General features: G+C 62.3%; 16 protein-coding genes. 11 read left to right on the forward strand and 5 right to left on the reverse strand.

The window, feature by feature from the left end; genetic code table 11:
• The first annotated feature begins 54 nt into the window (after positions 1–54).
• The 7 genes from QP922_RS11135 (at position 55) to QP922_RS11165 (ending at position 5,516) form a co-directional block, all read left to right on the forward strand.
• Positions 55–480, forward strand: coding sequence for a MarR family winged helix-turn-helix transcriptional regulator (locus tag QP922_RS11135; protein WP_284809531.1), 426 nt, complete (start codon positions 55–57; stop codon positions 478–480).
• 10 nt (positions 481–490) lie between these two features.
• Positions 491–1,894 carry an AMP nucleosidase gene (amn, locus tag QP922_RS11140; protein ID WP_284809532.1) on the forward strand — a complete coding sequence of 468 codons (1,404 nt, stop codon included), beginning with the start codon at positions 491–493 and terminating at the stop codon, positions 1,892–1,894.
• 53 nt (positions 1,895–1,947) lie between these two features.
• Positions 1,948–2,463: a phosphoribosyltransferase gene (locus QP922_RS11145; RefSeq protein WP_284809533.1), complete on the forward strand. Its 516-nt coding sequence runs from the start codon at positions 1,948–1,950 to the stop codon at positions 2,461–2,463.
• The gene (locus tag QP922_RS11150) at positions 2,463–3,917 is read left to right on the forward strand and encodes a SulP family inorganic anion transporter (RefSeq protein ID WP_284809535.1); all 1,455 of its coding nucleotides are present in this window, start codon (positions 2,463–2,465) and stop codon (positions 3,915–3,917) included. The genes QP922_RS11145 and QP922_RS11150 overlap by 1 nt, the downstream gene beginning before the upstream one ends.
• A 134-nt stretch (positions 3,918–4,051) precedes the next feature.
• Positions 4,052–4,534: a ferritin gene (locus QP922_RS11155; protein WP_070671713.1), complete on the forward strand. Its 483-nt coding sequence runs from the start codon at positions 4,052–4,054 to the stop codon at positions 4,532–4,534.
• A gap of 63 nt (positions 4,535–4,597) precedes the next feature.
• Positions 4,598–5,005 (forward strand): hypothetical protein, encoded by a 408-nt coding sequence (locus tag QP922_RS11160; protein ID WP_039673047.1) that lies wholly within the window; start codon positions 4,598–4,600, stop codon positions 5,003–5,005.
• Positions 4,938–5,516, forward strand: a complete 579-nt coding sequence (locus QP922_RS11165; protein ID WP_284809538.1) for an HAD-IA family hydrolase — start codon at positions 4,938–4,940, stop codon at positions 5,514–5,516. The genes QP922_RS11160 and QP922_RS11165 overlap by 68 nt, the downstream gene beginning before the upstream one ends.
• Positions 5,517–5,593: 77 nt before the next feature.
• On the opposite strand, the gene QP922_RS11170 is transcribed toward QP922_RS11165, so the two are convergent.
• Positions 5,594–6,664: an HNH endonuclease signature motif containing protein gene (locus tag QP922_RS11170; RefSeq protein ID WP_284809539.1), complete on the reverse strand. Its 1,071-nt coding sequence runs from the start codon at positions 6,662–6,664 to the stop codon at positions 5,594–5,596.
• A 52-nt stretch (positions 6,665–6,716) separates the two neighbouring features.
• Entirely contained in the window at positions 6,717–7,787 is a 1,071-nt protein-coding gene (locus tag QP922_RS11175; RefSeq protein ID WP_284809541.1) for an ROK family protein, read from the reverse strand.
• 98 nt (positions 7,788–7,885) lie between these two features.
• Between QP922_RS11175 and QP922_RS11180 the strand changes: the two genes are divergently transcribed.
• The 3 genes from QP922_RS11180 to QP922_RS11190 all read left to right on the forward strand — a co-directional run bounded on the left by QP922_RS11180 (position 7,886) and on the right by QP922_RS11190 (position 11,526).
• Positions 7,886–8,455, forward strand: a complete 570-nt coding sequence (locus QP922_RS11180; RefSeq protein ID WP_284809542.1) for an LOG family protein — start codon at positions 7,886–7,888, stop codon at positions 8,453–8,455.
• 69 nt (positions 8,456–8,524) lie between these two features.
• Complete coding sequence (locus tag QP922_RS11185) at positions 8,525–10,192, forward strand: DUF885 domain-containing protein (protein ID WP_284809544.1); 1,668 nt, start codon at positions 8,525–8,527, stop codon at positions 10,190–10,192.
• Positions 10,193–10,275: 83 nt separating this feature from the next.
• The gene (locus tag QP922_RS11190; protein WP_284809545.1) at positions 10,276–11,526 is read left to right on the forward strand and encodes an ATP-binding protein; all 1,251 of its coding nucleotides are present in this window, start codon (positions 10,276–10,278) and stop codon (positions 11,524–11,526) included.
• On the opposite strand, the gene QP922_RS11195 is transcribed toward QP922_RS11190, so the two are convergent.
• A complete protein-coding gene (locus QP922_RS11195) occupies positions 11,506–12,558 on the reverse strand; it encodes an AbrB family transcriptional regulator (RefSeq protein WP_284809546.1) in 1,053 nt (350 codons plus the stop codon). The two genes, QP922_RS11190 and QP922_RS11195, sit on opposite strands and share 21 nt — an antisense overlap.
• Positions 12,559–12,580: 22 nt before the next feature.
• On the opposite strand from QP922_RS11195, the gene QP922_RS11200 reads away from it, so the two are divergent.
• The gene (locus QP922_RS11200) at positions 12,581–13,351 is read left to right on the forward strand and encodes a TSUP family transporter (protein ID WP_284809547.1); all 771 of its coding nucleotides are present in this window, start codon (positions 12,581–12,583) and stop codon (positions 13,349–13,351) included.
• Positions 13,352–13,354: 3 nt separating this feature from the next.
• Here QP922_RS11200 and QP922_RS11205 read toward each other — a convergent pair whose 3' ends face one another.
• Positions 13,355–15,565 carry an ATP-dependent RNA helicase gene (locus QP922_RS11205; protein WP_284809548.1) on the reverse strand — a complete coding sequence of 737 codons (2,211 nt, stop codon included), beginning with the start codon at positions 15,563–15,565 and terminating at the stop codon, positions 13,355–13,357.
• The gene (locus QP922_RS11210) at positions 15,558–16,172 is read right to left on the reverse strand and encodes a sugar O-acetyltransferase (RefSeq protein WP_284809550.1); all 615 of its coding nucleotides are present in this window, start codon (positions 16,170–16,172) and stop codon (positions 15,558–15,560) included. Before QP922_RS11210 ends, QP922_RS11205 begins: the two co-directional genes overlap by 8 nt.
• Position 16,173: the final 1 nt, after the last annotated feature.

The following is a 16,173-nucleotide window of genomic DNA, read 5'->3' on the forward strand; positions in this document are numbered from 1 at the left end:
TTTGATTGCTGCGGCCGTCGTGCAAAGAAAAATCATTAAGGTATCCTCGCTGTCATGTCTCTCCATCTTGAAGACCAGCTGTGCTTTTCGCTGTACCGAGCCGCGCGTTCGGTGATCCGTTCTTATGCCCCGTTGCTCGACGAGCTCGGAATTACGTACCAGCAGTACCTCATGCTCATGATCCTGTGGGATAGCGAGGAGCCGGTGACGCTGGAATCCATGGAGAAGCGCCTCCAGCCAGAGTCCGGCACCTTTGAGGGCTTGGTGCAGGGCTTGGAAGAATCCGGCCTCGCTACCGTCGAGGACGGCAAGGTCATCATCACCCAGAAGGGCAGTGACCTGGAGCCGCGCGCGGTGTGCATCCCGGAGACCATCCTCAACGAATACCGCAAGTCCGGCGTGGACCTCGTGGAGTTCCGCGAGTCCTTGGAGATCGTGCGTGAAGCCGGTGAGGCTTCCAAGTTGGAGTATCCCAACTAGACTGGCCGGCATGACCGACCTGCAGCATGCCCACTCCGTCACCGAGGCGGTCAACCGCCTCTGCGAGCTCTATGAAAGCTCCTGCGAGCTGGCGCGCGAAGCGCTCGCCTCGGGGGACCATGACGCCTACCGCCACGTGGTCTACCCCAAGATCATCGTGCAGGTCCGCGAATGGACGCCCATCGACCGCTCCGAGCCCTTCGGTTACGTGGACCAGGAGGGACGCTATTCGGCGATTATTTCTAAACCGTGGCTCATTCGCGGTTACCTGCTTGAGCAGCTAACCAGGCTGACCAGCAATTATCCCTGCGATATCTACGTGGGTCAGTCGGACGAGCGCATCCCCCCAGAGTACATTCGGGGCGCTGGCCCTTTGCCTGAGAATCGTGGAGAGATTCCCCGGCCCACCTTGGATGCGGTGCACGATGGCATTGTCGACGGCGCCTGGAAGGCTTTCCACGGCAAGGAGAAGCCGCTTTTCCACTTCGGCCCGCAGCGCTTCGACATTGCATGCGCCCGCATTGAGCACTACACGGGCATCGAGGTGAATTCGGTCCAGAAGTACATCCTGTTCACCAACTACGCCATGCACACCACGGAGTTCGTCAAGTTTGGCCTGCGCGAGCTGGCGCGGGAGGATTCGCGCTACACGGCGCTGGTGTTGCCGACAGGTGAGACGATTCATCCCAATGACGCCGTGCTTCTCGACGTCGACGAGCTCACCCTCATCTCGCGCTTCCAAATGCCGCGCTTCGACCTCATCACGGCGGGTGGCGATGGCATCACGATGATCAATATCGGCGTAGGTCCTTCGAACGCCAAGACCATTACGGACTGCTTGGCGGTGCTGCGCCCGGAGGCGTGGATCATGATCGGCCACTGCGCAGGGCTCGATGGCCGCATGCGCATTGGTGACCTCATCTTGGGCAACGCCTACCAGCGCGAGGACCACATACTCGACGGCACCGTCGCGGCCGGCAACCCGATTCCCGCTATCCCGGAGATCCAGCGAATGCTGGAAGCCTCGGTGGAGGAAGTGTATGGCGAAGATAATTCGCTCATGCGCACCGGCACGGTGCTCTCCACCGATGACCGCAACTGGGAATGGCGCACCTCCCGCGATTTGTGGGAGTGGCTACGCCACTCCACCGCCGTGGCCGTGGACATGGAATCCTGCACGCTGGCTGCTAATGGCTACCGCTACCGCATCCCGTACGGCACGCTGCTATCCGTGTCCGATCTGCCTTTGCATGCAGTGCCCAAGCTTCCTGCCCAAGCGCAGGCCTTTTACTCCAATTCCAAGGAGGCGCACGTGATGTGCGCGGTGCGCGCGGTGGAGGCTTTGGCGGAGAATCCGGAACGCCTGCGCACCCGCAAGTTGCGCCGAACGGTAGCGGAGGTTCCGTTCCGCTGAGGTAGATGATTAAACTGAGGGAAATACAAAATCTGGCGAAGGAGACCTAGACAATGAGCACCCCGGAATGGTGGAACCCGGAACGCGAAAACCTGACGTGGGAGGTCTTCGGCGAGGCGAGCCGCTACCTGTCCCAGGAGATAGTGGATTCAGGCTGGTTCCCGGACCTCATCGTCGGTGTAGCTCGTGGTGGCCTCATTCCCGCCGGTGCCATTGGTTACGCCATCGGCGTGAAGGAAATGGGCGCCATTAACGTGGAGTTCTACACCGACATCGGTGAAACCCTCCCGGAGCCCATCCTGCTCAACCCGCAGCTGGATACGGACTCGCTCAAGGACAAGAAGGTTCTCGTCGTTGATGACGTGGCTGACTCCGGCAAGACCCTCGACCTCGTGGTCAACCTGCTGGAGCAGACCGCTTCCGAGGTGAAGTCCGCCGTCATCTACACCAAGCCCACCACGATCTTCGAGCCGGACTTTTCGTGGAAGAAGACCGACCAGTGGATTAACTTCGCCTGGTCCGTCCTGCCGGTCATCACGCGCGATGGTTCCTTCAAAGACGGCCACTAATGTCTGACCGTTCCGCCGGATCGTTCCGCGCGGCCTTCAGCTCGCCCGCCCGCTTCCGTAAGGAAGTGTTTGGCGGGCTTGCTGTTGCCCTCGCCCTTATTCCGGAAGTCTTAAGTTTCTCCATCCTTGCCGGCCTTGACCCCAAGGTAGGGCTCTTCGCCTCCGTCATCATGGCGATGTCCATCGCTCTCACCGGCGGCCGCCCCGCCATGATTTCCGCCGCGGCGGGCTCGGTCGCCGTGGTCATCGCGCCGCTGGCCCACGAGTATGGCCTGCAGTACGTGCTCCTCACCATCTGGATGGCGGGGTTGATGCAGGTGGTGATGGCTTTGGTGGGCGTCGCCAAGCTCATGCGTTTTATTCCGCGCAGCGTCATGGTGGGATTCGTCAACGCGCTGGGCATCCTCATGTTTACGGCGCAGCTGAGCCACCTGTGGAACGTGCCGTGGCTGGTCTATGTGCTCGTGGTGCTGGGGCTGGTCATCATGGTGGTGTGGCCACGGATTACGACCGTGGTGCCGGCGCCGCTGGTGGCGATTCTTGTTGTCAGCGTGCTGACCGCGCTGTGTGGTTGGGATGTTCCGGACGTGGCGGACCAGGGCGAGCTGCCCACGTCCTTGCCTGGTTTTGTCATCCCGGATGTGCCGTGGACCATGGATACGCTTTTGTTGTGCCTGCCGTATGCGCTGGGAGTGGCGCTGGTGGGGCTGATGGAGTCGCTGCTGACCGCCAAGCTTGTCGACGACCTCACGGATACCCATTCCGACAAGACCCGCGAATCCGTAGGCCAGGGGATTGGCAATATGCTTGCCGCCGCGATTGGTGGCATGGGCGTGTGCGCGATGATTGGGCAGACCATGATCAACGTCAAGGAATCCCAGGCACGCACGCGCTTGTCGACGTTCCTCGCTGGCGTCTTCCTCCTTATCCTCATTCTCGTGCTGGGCGATACCGTGGGGCGCATTCCTATGGCCGCGCTCGTAGCGGTCATGTTCATGGTGTCCTTCCACACGGTGGATTGGCACTCGGTGCGCACGCTGCGCCGCATGCCGTTGAGTGAGACCGTCGTCATGCTCGTTACGGTGGTGGGAACGTTGGCCACGAACAACCTGGCCGTGGGCGTGGTGCTGGGAGTTGTGGCGGCATCGGTAGCCTTTGCGCGCCGCGTGGCGCACCTAGTGTCTGTGGAGCTGGAAGGCAACGTCTACACCGTGCGAGGCCAGCTCTTCTTCGCCTCCTCCAACGATCTGGTCTACGCCTTTGATTACACCCTGCCGGTGAAGGAGGTCATCGTGGACTTCAGTCGGGCCGATATTTGGGACGCGTCGACCGTGGCGGTACTCGACTCCGTGGAGAGCAAATACGCTGCGCGCGGGGTCACGGTGTCCTTCCGTGGGCTGGATGTGGCGAATGAGCAACGCTACCGCCGTCTAAGCCAGGGGCTGCGGAAATAGCTGGCGCAGCTTAGGTAAAGCTGTCCCAAAAACTGTTATGACGTGCGAATTTGCTAAAGCTTACCTTGCTAGCGCGGGCGGAGTTTTTTTCTGTATTGTGGGTAACTGAAAAACACACGAAAGGAATGACTCTCATGGATGAGAAACTGCAAACGCTCCTAAACGCCCAGGTCAACAACGAGCACGGCGCGGCCCTGATTTACACTCAGCTGGCCTACGAGATGGACAATCTGTCCTTCCCGGGCATGCGCGATTGGTTCTTCAAGCAGGCAGAGGAAGAGCGCGAGCACGCGCAGAAGTTTGCTGAGCACCTGCTGGACCGTGGCTACCGCGTCGAGCTGGAGGATATCCAGGTGGGCTCCGTCAAGGCAGCCACCCCGCTCGATGCCTTCGAGGCCTCCCTCGCGCATGAGCAGAAGGTCTCGGAGCAGATCCGGGAGATTGCCCGCACCGCGGATGCCGCTGGCGATCTCGATTCCCGCCCCCTCATCAACTGGTTCCTCGATGAACAGGTGGAGGAAGAGGCTAGCGTGTCTGAGGTTATCGACCAGCTGAAGCTGGTGGGCAACGATGGCTCCGGCCTCCTGCGCATCGATAGCTCGCTGGCAGAACGGTAACGAAGCCATATAGTTTGGACGAATTCTCCCACAGCCCTCGCGGTTGATGGGAGAATTTCTTGTATGACTAACACGCGGCTGATGCTTCTGGGCGGTGCCCTCGCCGGGCTGGCAATGGCACTGGTGGGTGGTATCTGGCTAGCCGCGACTAATGTGGCGCTGGGGACCTTCTTCTTTGCGTTGGCACTGATGCTGGGCCCGTTCCTCGGCGTGGCCCTGTTGGTATGTGCCGCGGCGGCGTCGACCGCGCTGAGCCGCTCTCTGTTTAGCGTCGGAGGATTGTTCTTGGTGGGGGCAATCTCCACCCTGGGCGCGCTGCCGTGGGGCCGCGTGAGTGTCTCGCTGCCGCTCTTCATCGTTGGCACGCTGACTGGTGCGGTGGCGGTGTGGCTACACTGGGCGCATGGCCACTCTGCTCTTCGATCTGTACGGCGTGCTCATGCGCTCAGCCACGCCCGCCGGGCACGCTGAGCTTGAAGAGTACGTCCGCCCGGTCAACCCGGATCACTTTTGGTCCACCTATGAGGAGTTTCGCCCAGCCTATGATGCCGGGCACCTGAGTGATTCGCAGTATTGGGGCCGCATTCGTGCCCTGACGGATCTTGCGCCTTTCGATGTCTCCCAGGCGGTGGAGCTAGATACGGAGCACCTGCTGGAGGCCGACGAAGAGATGGTGAACCTTGTCTTGCGGTTCATCGGGGAGGGCCACAGCGTTGGTATCCTCTCCAACGTTCCCGCGGCGTTGGGGGCGAAGGTCCGTGCGTCGCAGCCTTGGTTGGAAGAGTGTGCCGCCGTGACGTTGAGCTGCGATATCGGCGTGGCGAAGCCCGACCCGGAGGCCTATCACGTGGCTGTCGATGCCCTCGGCGCCCAAGCCAAGGACACTTACTTCTTCGACGACCGCCTCGATTTCGTTGAGGGCGCGCAGCGCGTGGGCCTCCACGCTCAACTATTCACGGGAATCGATTCGGTCCGCTTTTAGTTCTGGGATCGCCAACGCCGCGGAAGGCCCTGTGGGCGTCCGCGTGGTGGTGCGTGTCCTTGGTGGCGTCTGGCGGTTTACTCGTCAGGCGGTCCGGTGTTAGCTTGTTGGGCTGCTTGATACGCCGCTTGAGCAGTGATTGGTTCTGCCCAGGGCGGGACGTAGGCCACCTCTCCGCGTAATCGGAAGACGTAGCCAGCACCGGTGGGTTTCTCCGGGTCATCATCATTTATCCCGTTGTGATAAGCGCACAACATGGTCAGATTCGGCGGGTCGGTGGTGCCGCCTGCTTTCCACGGCACTAGGTGATGCACCTGGGCATAATCAGCAGGTTTGTTACACCCCTTCCTGGCACACGTGGGATGCTCAGCACTGGCCATCATGCGCTGCTCAAACTCAGCCAAGCGCTTCATGCGGTGCAGCCACACCGGCCCAATCGTGGGATGGATGAGGGTGACGTAGCCGATTTCGGCAAACTTGTAGTTCAAGAACTGCGTGCCGGTCATACGCCCACCATTGGTGAGCTCGAGGACGATGTCGTCACCGTCGCCGGAGATAATCTTGTCGAGCTTGTCCAAGGTCACCACCACGCTGGTGAATACGGCGGGTTTGGTTCCGCCGTGGGATTTATTGAAGAAAACGTGCCGGGAGGCGTCAAGCAGGTTGTCCCTATTGATGGATTCCAGCACGCCGCGCATCTCGGTAACGGTCATGGGATCATCGGTAATGGTTAGCGAGTGTGGCCCGTCTGCACGGTAGGTCATGCGCACCCCCGGGGTGGGGACACGTTTGGGTTTGAGCTCCTTTAGGCGCTTTTGGGCTACGGCTGGGATGTTGTGGGCGGGTGTGCCGGCAAGCTTTACACGCAGGTTCCACGCGTGCAGCTGATTTTTCAGCTTGGCGGTGTAGGACTCAATCAGGCTCAGCGTGGCCAGATCATGGCCTTGTTCGGCGGCTCGGCTACGGGCGGTGCGTTGTTTGCCAGTGAATTTAGTGGTGCCGAAGTAGATGTGGTGTAAGTGTGCCAGTTCGGCGGCATCGGCTGGTGCGGCGCCGAGTGCGCGTAAACGTTTCTCGCCTCCTACCGCTTGCTTCACCAATGTGATCCCCGAGTTGCGGTAGGAGAAATAGGTTTCTAAATCCCCCATGCCCAGAACCCTAAAACACCCTAAGCAACCCCGCAACCGGAGACGAGAAACTCTAGGCGGCCTTTGCCTCGCGGTCCAGCTCAAGCGGTACGCGCAGCAGCGGGTCAAGGGCGACGGCGCGGGTGCAGGCGCGGACAATCTCGGAGTGCGACGGAATCATGCGCAGCTCCACCGCCTGGTCAGTGTTCTGGCGCACCGCGGACGCAAAAAGCTTCGGAGCGGCCGGGTCGTCGGAGAAGGCGCCACCTGCTACGACGAGGGTCTCCGGTGCGTGCTTAGCCACGAGGTCGGCGGCGATGGCGCCGAGGGAGCGGGCGCGGTCGTCGAGAAGCGCACGCGCGTCAGGATTTTGTACGGCCTCCGGTAGGGACTCGGCACCCGCGGCGGTGAGTACGGCCTGGGTGGCCAGGGAATCCGGGGCGGTAAGCTCCAGCGGAGCAATCTCATCGTGCACGGTGAGCGCCGCACCGACCGAGTCATCCGCGTAGAGCACCATGACGGGTTTCTCCGCGCCGAGCTCCGTGGACTGCGTCTCCGAGCCGAGGATGGCAGGGATAACGGAGGAGACAACAACCGGTACACCGAACTGGTACTGCAGGCGGCTAGTGATATCCATGCGCTCCCAGCCCAGGTTATGGGCCGTCACGCGGCCGGATTCATCGACGCTGCCGGACGTGGTCACACCCACGGAGACCAAGCGGCGGTCGAGGCCCGTCATCAGACGGTTCATACCGGCGATGATGTGCTCAATAATGTCGCCCTCACTCAAACGGAACACGGGCGTTGCCACATCTTCCTCGCAGAGCGTGCGGCCCTTGGTATCGAAGAACGCGATGCGCGTGAACGCGGTTCCCACTGCGATGCCGGCCAGCATCCAGTCATTATCCGCGACCTCCAACGGAACGGTGGGCCGGCCACGGCCGCGGGACTGGGTCAGGTCGGTACGCTCGCGAATCAGTCCGGCACCCAACAGCGCAGCGGTGGCGCGGGTAATGGTGGGCTGGGACAGCCCGGTGGCTTCTACCAGCTCGCTGCGGGTAACGACGGGGTTGAGTCGAATGATGTGGAGGCACTTCGCCGCAGGGGTACGAGGGCGGGTGAACACGGGGCCAGACTTGATCATGGCGTCAAGTATAAATTCAGCAGACCGCATTGTCTAATAGAAATTAGCTTCCAGTAGACATCATTGTCTAGGAGCGGTGCTGCGATAGAGTGAAACACATGGATTCTGTTGCTGTGTATTGCGGCTCAGCCGCCGGAAATTCTGAGGCCTATGCGCAGGCTGCGCGCCACCTGGGGGAGGAGCTCGCGCACCGCGGGCTCACCTTGGTCTATGGCGGTGGTGACGTTGGTCTTATGGGCATCGTCGCGGACGCCTGCCTGGAGGCTGGCGGTCATGTCATCGGGGTTATCCCGCAGCAGCTCGTTGATGTCGAGCTCTCACATCCGAACATCACGCAGCTCGAGGTCGTTGACACCATGGCGCAGCGCAAGACACGGATGGAAGAGCTCGCGGATGCCTTTGTGTGCTTGCCGGGCGGTGTGGGCACGCTGGAGGAGCTCACGGAAGTTCTCACCATGCAGCAGCTCGGCAACATCGACGGGCCCGTCGGCCTGGTAGATGTGCAGGGCTTTTGGCAGCCTTTCGTGCATATGTACTCCGCGATGGTGCAGGAGGGCTTTGTTCAGCAGCGCTTCCTCGATGCCCTTGTTGTGGAGTCGTCGCCAGCCGCTGTGTTGGATGCTTTCAGCTCCTGGACCAGCCCGGGCAGCAAGTGGGGCAACAATTAGCTAACAACCTGGCGAAAAGCCGCCGCTGGGTTGGCCGAACCGGGAGGTTTTTCGTTAGACTTCGCCCTTATGAGTTTTGACCAGAACGCAGAGCGCCAGCCGTCGTTGCTGGACGCGTCGTGCGATAACTTCGTTCACGACCTCGCGCAGCTCACACCTACCGATGCCACCGCGTGGGGCATCCCTGGCTTCGATGGGGAGCTCGAGGATTTCTCGCCCGAGTTTTACTCCGCCGTCGCGGACCGTACGCGTGAGATGCTGGCGGACCTCGACGCACTCGATGACACCACCGATGAGTCTGATGATGACGATGACTTCGACGAGGTGGATTACGTTACTGCTGAGGTCTTGCGTGATCGTCTCTGCCTGGATCTTGACCTCCACCATGCTGGTGAGGACATCCGTTGCCTCAACAACATTGCCTCCCCAGTGCAGACCATCCGCGACACGCTCATGCTCATGCCGCGCGATACCCCTGAGCAGCTGGACATGTTGCGGTCGCGTTTGTCGAAGGTGCCGGCGTCGCTAAGCGGCTACAAGGAGTCTCTGATCGAGGCGGCGTCGCGTGGCATGGTGGCCCCGCAGCGCCAGATTTCGGAAGTGTTCGTGCAGAGTGAGCGGCTTGCCGACGCCGGCTCCATGCTCGAAGACCTCGGCCTCGACGCCGACTCGGCTGAGGTAGTGAAGGCCAAGGAAGCTTTTGGCGAGTTCGCCGACTGGCTCTCCAACGAGTTGCAACCGCAGGCTCCGTCGCAGGATGCGGTGGGCCGCGAGCGCTACGAGCGTTTCTCCAAGCTCTTCGTCGGCGATGCGGTGGACCTTGATGAGGCTTATGAGTGGGGCCTGGAACAGGTACGCTCCATTAAGGCAGAGCAGGAGAAGATTGCCCACCAGCTGTACGGTTCGGACGTGACGGTCCGCGCTGCGATGCGCAAGCTTAATGAAGAGGAGCGCTATCAGCTGCACGGCACCGACGCGCTGGTGGAGTGGATGCAGTCCACCGCGGACCGCGTGATTAAGGACCTCAACGGCACCGCCTTCGACATCCCGGAGGCCGTGCGCGACATCGAGTGTTGCATCGATCCGGCCGGTACCGGCGGCATCTTCTACACCTCGCCCTCCGATGATTTCTCCCGCCCGGGCCGCATGTGGTGGTCCGTGCCGGCGGGCCAGGAGCTGTTCCACACGTGGCAGGAGCTGACCACCGTCCACCACGAAGGTGCGCCGGGCCACCACCTGCAGATTGGTGCCGCGCTGACCCAGCCGGACCTGAACCTGTGGCGCCGCGCAGTGACGTGGAATTCCGGCCACGGCGAGGGCTGGGCCCTGTATGCGGAGGCGCTCATGGCGGAGCTGGGTTACATGGATGATCCGGGTTTCCGCATGGGGCTTCTCGACGCCCAACGGTTCCGCGCCGCCCGCGTCGTCGTGGACATCGGGCTCCACTTGGGCAAGGCACTGCCGGACTGTACGACGTCCGGCGCGTGGGACAAGTCCCACGTCAAGACCTTTATGCGTGAGAACACCGCGATGGATGATGCCAACCTCTCCTTTGAGGTCACCCGCTACCTGGGCTGGCCGGGCCAGGCTCCGTCTTACGCGCTGGGTCAGCGCCTGTGGCAGCAGACTCGTGACGCTGCGGTGGAGCAGGGCATGGAGGTTCGGGACTTCCACTCCCAGGCCTTGGCGTTGGGCTCGGTGCCGATGTCGATCCTGCGCGAGACCATTCTGGACTAAAACCCCAGGTCGCCTGCCAGACTCTTGGATTTATCCACTAGTGACTCTGTGATTTATCCACTTTTCGGGCTAAGGTACTTGGTATGTACCTGCCCCGAATCGTTGATGCAGAAGTCGAACGAGGGCTCCGTGTTTCGGGTGCCCTCTTTCTTAAAGGCCCCCGTGCGAGTGGAAAAACTTCCACCGCACGCCAGTTTGCCAAGTCTGTTATCCAACTTGACCGAGACTCCCCAGAGGCAAACCTTGCGCGCATGCAACCGGCATTGGGGCTTGAAGGCGCACGGCCGCGGCTCATTGATGAGTGGCAGGTTGTCCCAGCTATCTGGAATGAGGTGCGCCATGCAGTCGATGACTCGCAGGACAAAGGGCAGTTTCTCCTCACAGGTTCCTCCACGCCTGATGATGATGCCACCCGGCATTCAGGTGCGGGCCGGATTCGTTCCATTCAACTGCGAACATTGAGCTTGGCAGAGCGAGGGCTTGGTGCCGAGCACGTCTCACTGGGCTCAATCATTGCGGGCAATCAAGAGCCCACCGCTGGGACAGATGCCACCGTGGCAGACTATTCTCGGTGGATCGTTGCTGGTGGATTCCCGGAGTTCTTTGACCTTGATCCGCTCGACGCGCAGGAAGGGATGGAGTCCTATCTGACGGAAATGAGTGAGCACGACTATCCCGAACTCGGCGGACCACGACGCGATCCGCGCCGTTTTCAGTCTTTCCTTCATGCTTATGCCGGACTGGTTGCCCAACCGGCTACTGCTGCTGCGATTCGCAAATGCATTGGAGAGCTCAGTAGCGCTACTTCGACGCCAGCCGCAGAAACTGTGAACGTCATTCACGATTTTGCTACGCGCCTCTTCCTCATTGAGGACCAGCCGGCGTGGTCACCACGTACTCGTTCGAAGACGTCTATGGTTCAAATGCCTAAACGCCAATTAGCCGATCCCGGTTTGGCTGCTGCTTTGTTGGGAACGGGGCCAGACAAACTGCTTGGGGATTTAGAGACTCTAGGCATTCTCTTCGAGGCGCAACTTGTCCACGATCTGCGCGTTTATGCGCAGGCGCTGCGTGCGCGCGGAGTATTCCACTTGAGGGATATGAAGGGGCGTGAAGAAATTGATGCAGTGGTGGAGCTCCGAGACGGTTCGTGGGTAGGGTTTGAAGCGAAGCTTTCTCACAACGAGGTTGATGCTGCGGCGGCACGTCTAAAGCGCGTAGCCGCTAAACTCTATTCGCCACCAGCAGCACTGATAGTTGTGATTCCGAGTGGGCCGGCTTTCCAACGCCCAGATGGGGTGTGGGTGGTTCCTCTAGCCGCGCTTGCGGAATAGCCCCAGGATCTGGGGCAGGTAGCCGGCGATGACGAGCACGATGATGAGCCGGATAATCTGCACGGCCACGACCGCGGGGCCGGCGCCGCCCTCCGCGGAGAGCGCGAGGACGGTCTCCAGCGCGCCGGGTGAGGTGGCGAGGTATGCCTCGAAGTAGGTGATGTCGAGCCACGCGGTGAGTGGTAGGGCGGTGAGCGCGCACACGCCGATGACCACGACGATGAAGAGGATGGTGGCGGGCAGCTGCTTGGCAAAGGACGTGAGTGCCGGCACGGACAGTCCGCCACCGCAGACCCAGCCGATGGACATAAACGCCATGATTTTGAAGATGTAGAGCGGCTCCAAGGTGTGGCCGGCTGGGAGGAACTGCGTGACTAGCACGGTCACAAGGAGCGGGCCCAACACCGCAGCAGCGGGTAAGCGAGCGAGTTTGCCCAAGCGCTCACCCAGAATCGCAATGGCGATGGTCAGCAGCACAATCCACCACGTGGTCTCGCCGTCGATACTCATATCGACGCCTTGGCCCGCGGGGGCGCTCAGAAACGAGACCACCAAGGGGAGGGATACCGACACCGCGAGAAGGCGCAGGTATTGGGTCAGCGCCACATAACGGTAGTCCGCCCCGAGTTCGCTGGCCAGTGCCGGCATGAGCGAGGCACCGCCCGGCAGCATGGATAAGATACCCGTCTCCCAGGAAATATCTTTCGGCTGCGAGCGGTGCAAAAGCACGCCGCCGGCGACGCCGATAAGCACGGTGATCAACGACATCGTCACCGCAGCCGGCACAAAGCCGATGAGCGTGGAGGCGGGGACCAAAGTGAGTGGAATACCGGCCATCATTCCGATGAAGCCGCGGGCCATGGCGTAGAAGCGGTCATTGACGGCGAGTTCCTTGCCCGTCGTCAAGGCCATGGCTCCCGAGACCACGATGGCACCAAGAATCCAGGCTGCGGGTACGTGAAGGCAGCTAAACAGCGCCCCGAGAGCTGCAGACCCCGGGGCCACGATGAGCCACCTCGCGCGAACAGACATGCAATCGAGTTTAATGGTGGGCATGAATTTTGGATTGAGCGGTTGGGCGGTTCTCACCATTGGCGCTGCCGTGGCCGGGTGGGTAGACGCCGTCATTGGAGGCGGCGGGCTCGTGCTCATCCCGCTCATTCTGGCCGTGGCACCGCAGCTGGCACCTGCGACGGCGCTGGCGACGAACAAGGTGGCGGCGGTGTCGGGAACAGCGTCGGCGGCCGTCACCTTGGTAAAGAAGGTGCGCCCGCCGAAAGGTGAGCTCATCCGCATGGGGCTCACCGCGCTGGTGTGCTCCGGGCTGGGTGCGACGGCGGTGGCGCTTATGGACAAAGACGTCATGCGGCCGGTCATCATTGTGCTCATGGTGGCGGTTGGCGTGTTTGTGGCCTTTCGCCCGGACTTCGGCAGCGGCGACGGTGACGGTATCCGCGGCGGCTGGCGCACGTGGGCAGCACTGGGCGCTGTGGCGGCTATCGCATTCTACGATGGCATCTTCGGCCCCGGCACCGGCATGTTCCTCATCATGGCCTTTACCGCCATCTTCTCCCAGAATTTCCTCACCTCCGCGGCGATGGCGAAGGTGGTCAACACGTGTACCAATGTCGGTGCGCTGGTGGTGTTTATCGTGGGTGGCCACGTGGAGTGGGCGCTGGCGCTCGTCCTCGCGGTGGCCAATATCATCGGCGCGCAGCTGGGCGCGCGGACTGTGCTTGGCGGCGGTGCGAAGCTCATCCGCTATGCGCTTCTCGCACTCGTCGTGGTGATGAGCGTGTACCTGTCCTGGCAGCAGTGGGGCTGATTCCTACATCCGGTTCTTCGTCTTTGCGGTTGCCACCGCATTCCACGGGTCTTCCGGCCACGGGTGTTTGGGGTAGCGCCCGCGCATGTCGGCGCGCACGCCGGCATAAGGCCCAGCCCAGAAACTGGCCAGGTCATCGGTGACGGCGAGTGGGCGGCCGGCGGGGGAGAGCAGGTGGAACTGCACGCGGTGGCCACAGTATTCGGGCGATTCGGCCAGGCCGAAGCATTCCTGCAACTTGATGGAGACTACGGGACGCTCGCCGGACCAATCGATGCGCGCGTCGCGGCCCGAGGGCACTGGCAAGCGTTCGGGGGCGAGCTCATCTAAGCGGCCAGCTTCGGGCCACGGCAGAAGGCGCTGCAGGGCCGGGTACATATCGGGCTGTCGTCCCTCAGCTAGCTCACGTAGTTCTGGCTCGAGCCACTCCAGGCTGGCGCTGGCACTATCGACGTCCGGCCACGGCTCACCGTAGGCTGCCCGCAGGTGGCGCATACGTTCCCGCAGGTTCTGGGCTTTCTCGCTGAAGCGAAACAGGTTTAAACCTTGGCCGGAGTGGCGCAGGGCCTCCACTGCCTCATTGCCGGAGACCTTGACTGGGGTTTCGGAAAGCACGATGGCGCCCGCTGCGCGCACGCGCACGCCGCGGACCTTGGAACCCTCGAGGAAGGCGCGGGTCTCCTCGGTGACGCCGATGATGTCGAGGGCATCTTTTTCCGTCATGGGCTCGGCCGCGCGGATGATGGCGTTGCCGGCATTCGACAGGGAGACCTCGGCGACGGCGAGCCACGGTGAGCCCGCTAGACCGGAATTCAGGAGCCGGGCACGGGTCCCACTCGCCAGCAGGTACTCCTTTTCGCCCGCGCGTTTGGCCACGAACTCGGGGAAGGCGGTTGCCACCACCACGCCTGGGTCCACCGGGCCCTGGTGAGGCACGAGGCGGGCCAGTCGCTTGGGATCAGAATCATCGAGGCGCGCGATTGTCTTTGCTGCCCCAGCACCATATTTCAGTAGCGCGGCACCCCACCGCGGATGTGTCGGCAGCAGCGCGAGCGCCTCGGAGGCGTTGAGGGCGCGGAGGGTGCGGTGGGCGTCGGCAAGCGCGGCGTGGGGCGGCTGATCGAGGAGCGGGAAATCCGGGCCCGCGCCCCAACAGTCCATGAAGAGTGCTGCCTGGGTGAGGTCCGCAGACAAGATTTCCGGCGTGACGTGCGGGGAAAAGTGCTGGTAGTCATCCTGCGAGTAGCAGCGGATGACGGTGCCGGGAGCCTCACGCCCGGCGCGGCCGGCGCGTTGATCGGCGCTGCTTTTCGACGTCGACACCGTCACCAACCCACTCATCCCGCGCTGCGCATCGCGCTTGGGCACGCGCGCAAGACCCGCGTCGATGACGGTGCGCACGCCCGGCACGGTGAGCGAGGACTCGGCGATGGAGGTGGCCACGACGATGCGTTGTTCGCTGGTGTAGAGCGCGGCGTCCTGCTCCTGCGTGGTCTGGCGGCCGTGCAGCGCGAAAACGTTATGGCCGTTCAGTGCCTCGCACACCAGGTTGACCTCACGTACGCCGGGCACGAAGACCAGGGTGGACTCGTGCTGCTGGGCGGCAAGCCCTGCCACGCCGCGCCAGAATTCGCGGTCCCCGGCTGCGCGTCCCGGCAGGGGCTCATAGGAAATATCGAGCGGGTAGGTCACCGCCTCGGTGGAATGAATCGGCGCGCCTCCCATGAGCTGGGAGAAGCGTTGGGCGTCGACAGTCGCGGACATGGCGATGACGCGGAAATCCTCACGAAGCTGGGCCAATTCGAGGCACATGCCGAGGACCAAGTCGGTGTCGAGCTGGCGCTCGTGGACCTCATCGATGGCAACGGCAGCCACACCTTCGAGCTCCGGATCGCGCAATAGGCGGCGCAGCAGCACGCCGGGCGTGACGAACTCGACGTCCTGGCCTTTGCGGGAATCACCGCGTACCGCATAACCGATGCGCTGGCCGGACAGCTCCTGCAAGCGGTTGGCCGCGGCACGTACCGCCACGCGGCGCGGCGCGGTGACGAGAACCTTGCCGCGGCCTGCTGCATGGTTGGCCAGGGCCGGCGGAACGAGCGTGGTCTTACCCGTGCCGGGTGGGGCCTGGACCACAACGTGGCCCTCAGCCGGAAGTGAATCGATGGTCTCCAGGACGGGCAGGCCGCGTCCGATGGTGGCGAGATCAAACATCGAGATCCCGGCGCTCCCACCTATCTTCGTTGTCCTCCAGCTTGCGCACCACGCGCCCCGGTGAACCCAGGACCAGCGAGTTATCCGGCACGTCGCGGGTCACCAGTGAGCCTGCGCCTACGACGCAGTTTTTGCCCATGGTGACGCCAGGCAGGACCGTGACGTTGGCGCCGAACCAGGTGTTATCACCAACGGTGATAGGTTTAGCTATTTCCCAGCCCTCCGCCCGCATCTCATGATCATTGACGGGGTGGCCCACCGTGATGAGCGAGCAATTCGGTCCCATCATGACGCGGTCTCCCAGCGTCACGGGCGCCTGGGCCAGGATGGTCGCACCAAAGTTGATGAACACCCCTTTGCCTACCGTGACGTTGCGGCCGTATTCCAGGTTAAGCGGCGTGTGGAGGCCGGGTACTTCGGACTCGGGGGAGAGCAGCGCGCGCAGGATGTCGTGTGCGCGGTCGCGATCGGTGTTGTGCAGCTCGTTGAGTTCCTTAACCAACCGGAATCCGCGCTGGTGCTCGGCGCTGACCTCCTCGTTGACGCCGGGCATGAACCATGCCCCGCTGGTCATGCGTTCAAAGGAACCTGCATTGGGGTGAGTCATG

Origin of the sequence: Corynebacterium sp. MSK218 (genome assembly GCF_030232655.1) — a bacterium.
Taxonomy (GTDB): Bacteria; Actinomycetota; Actinomycetes; order Mycobacteriales; family Mycobacteriaceae; genus Corynebacterium.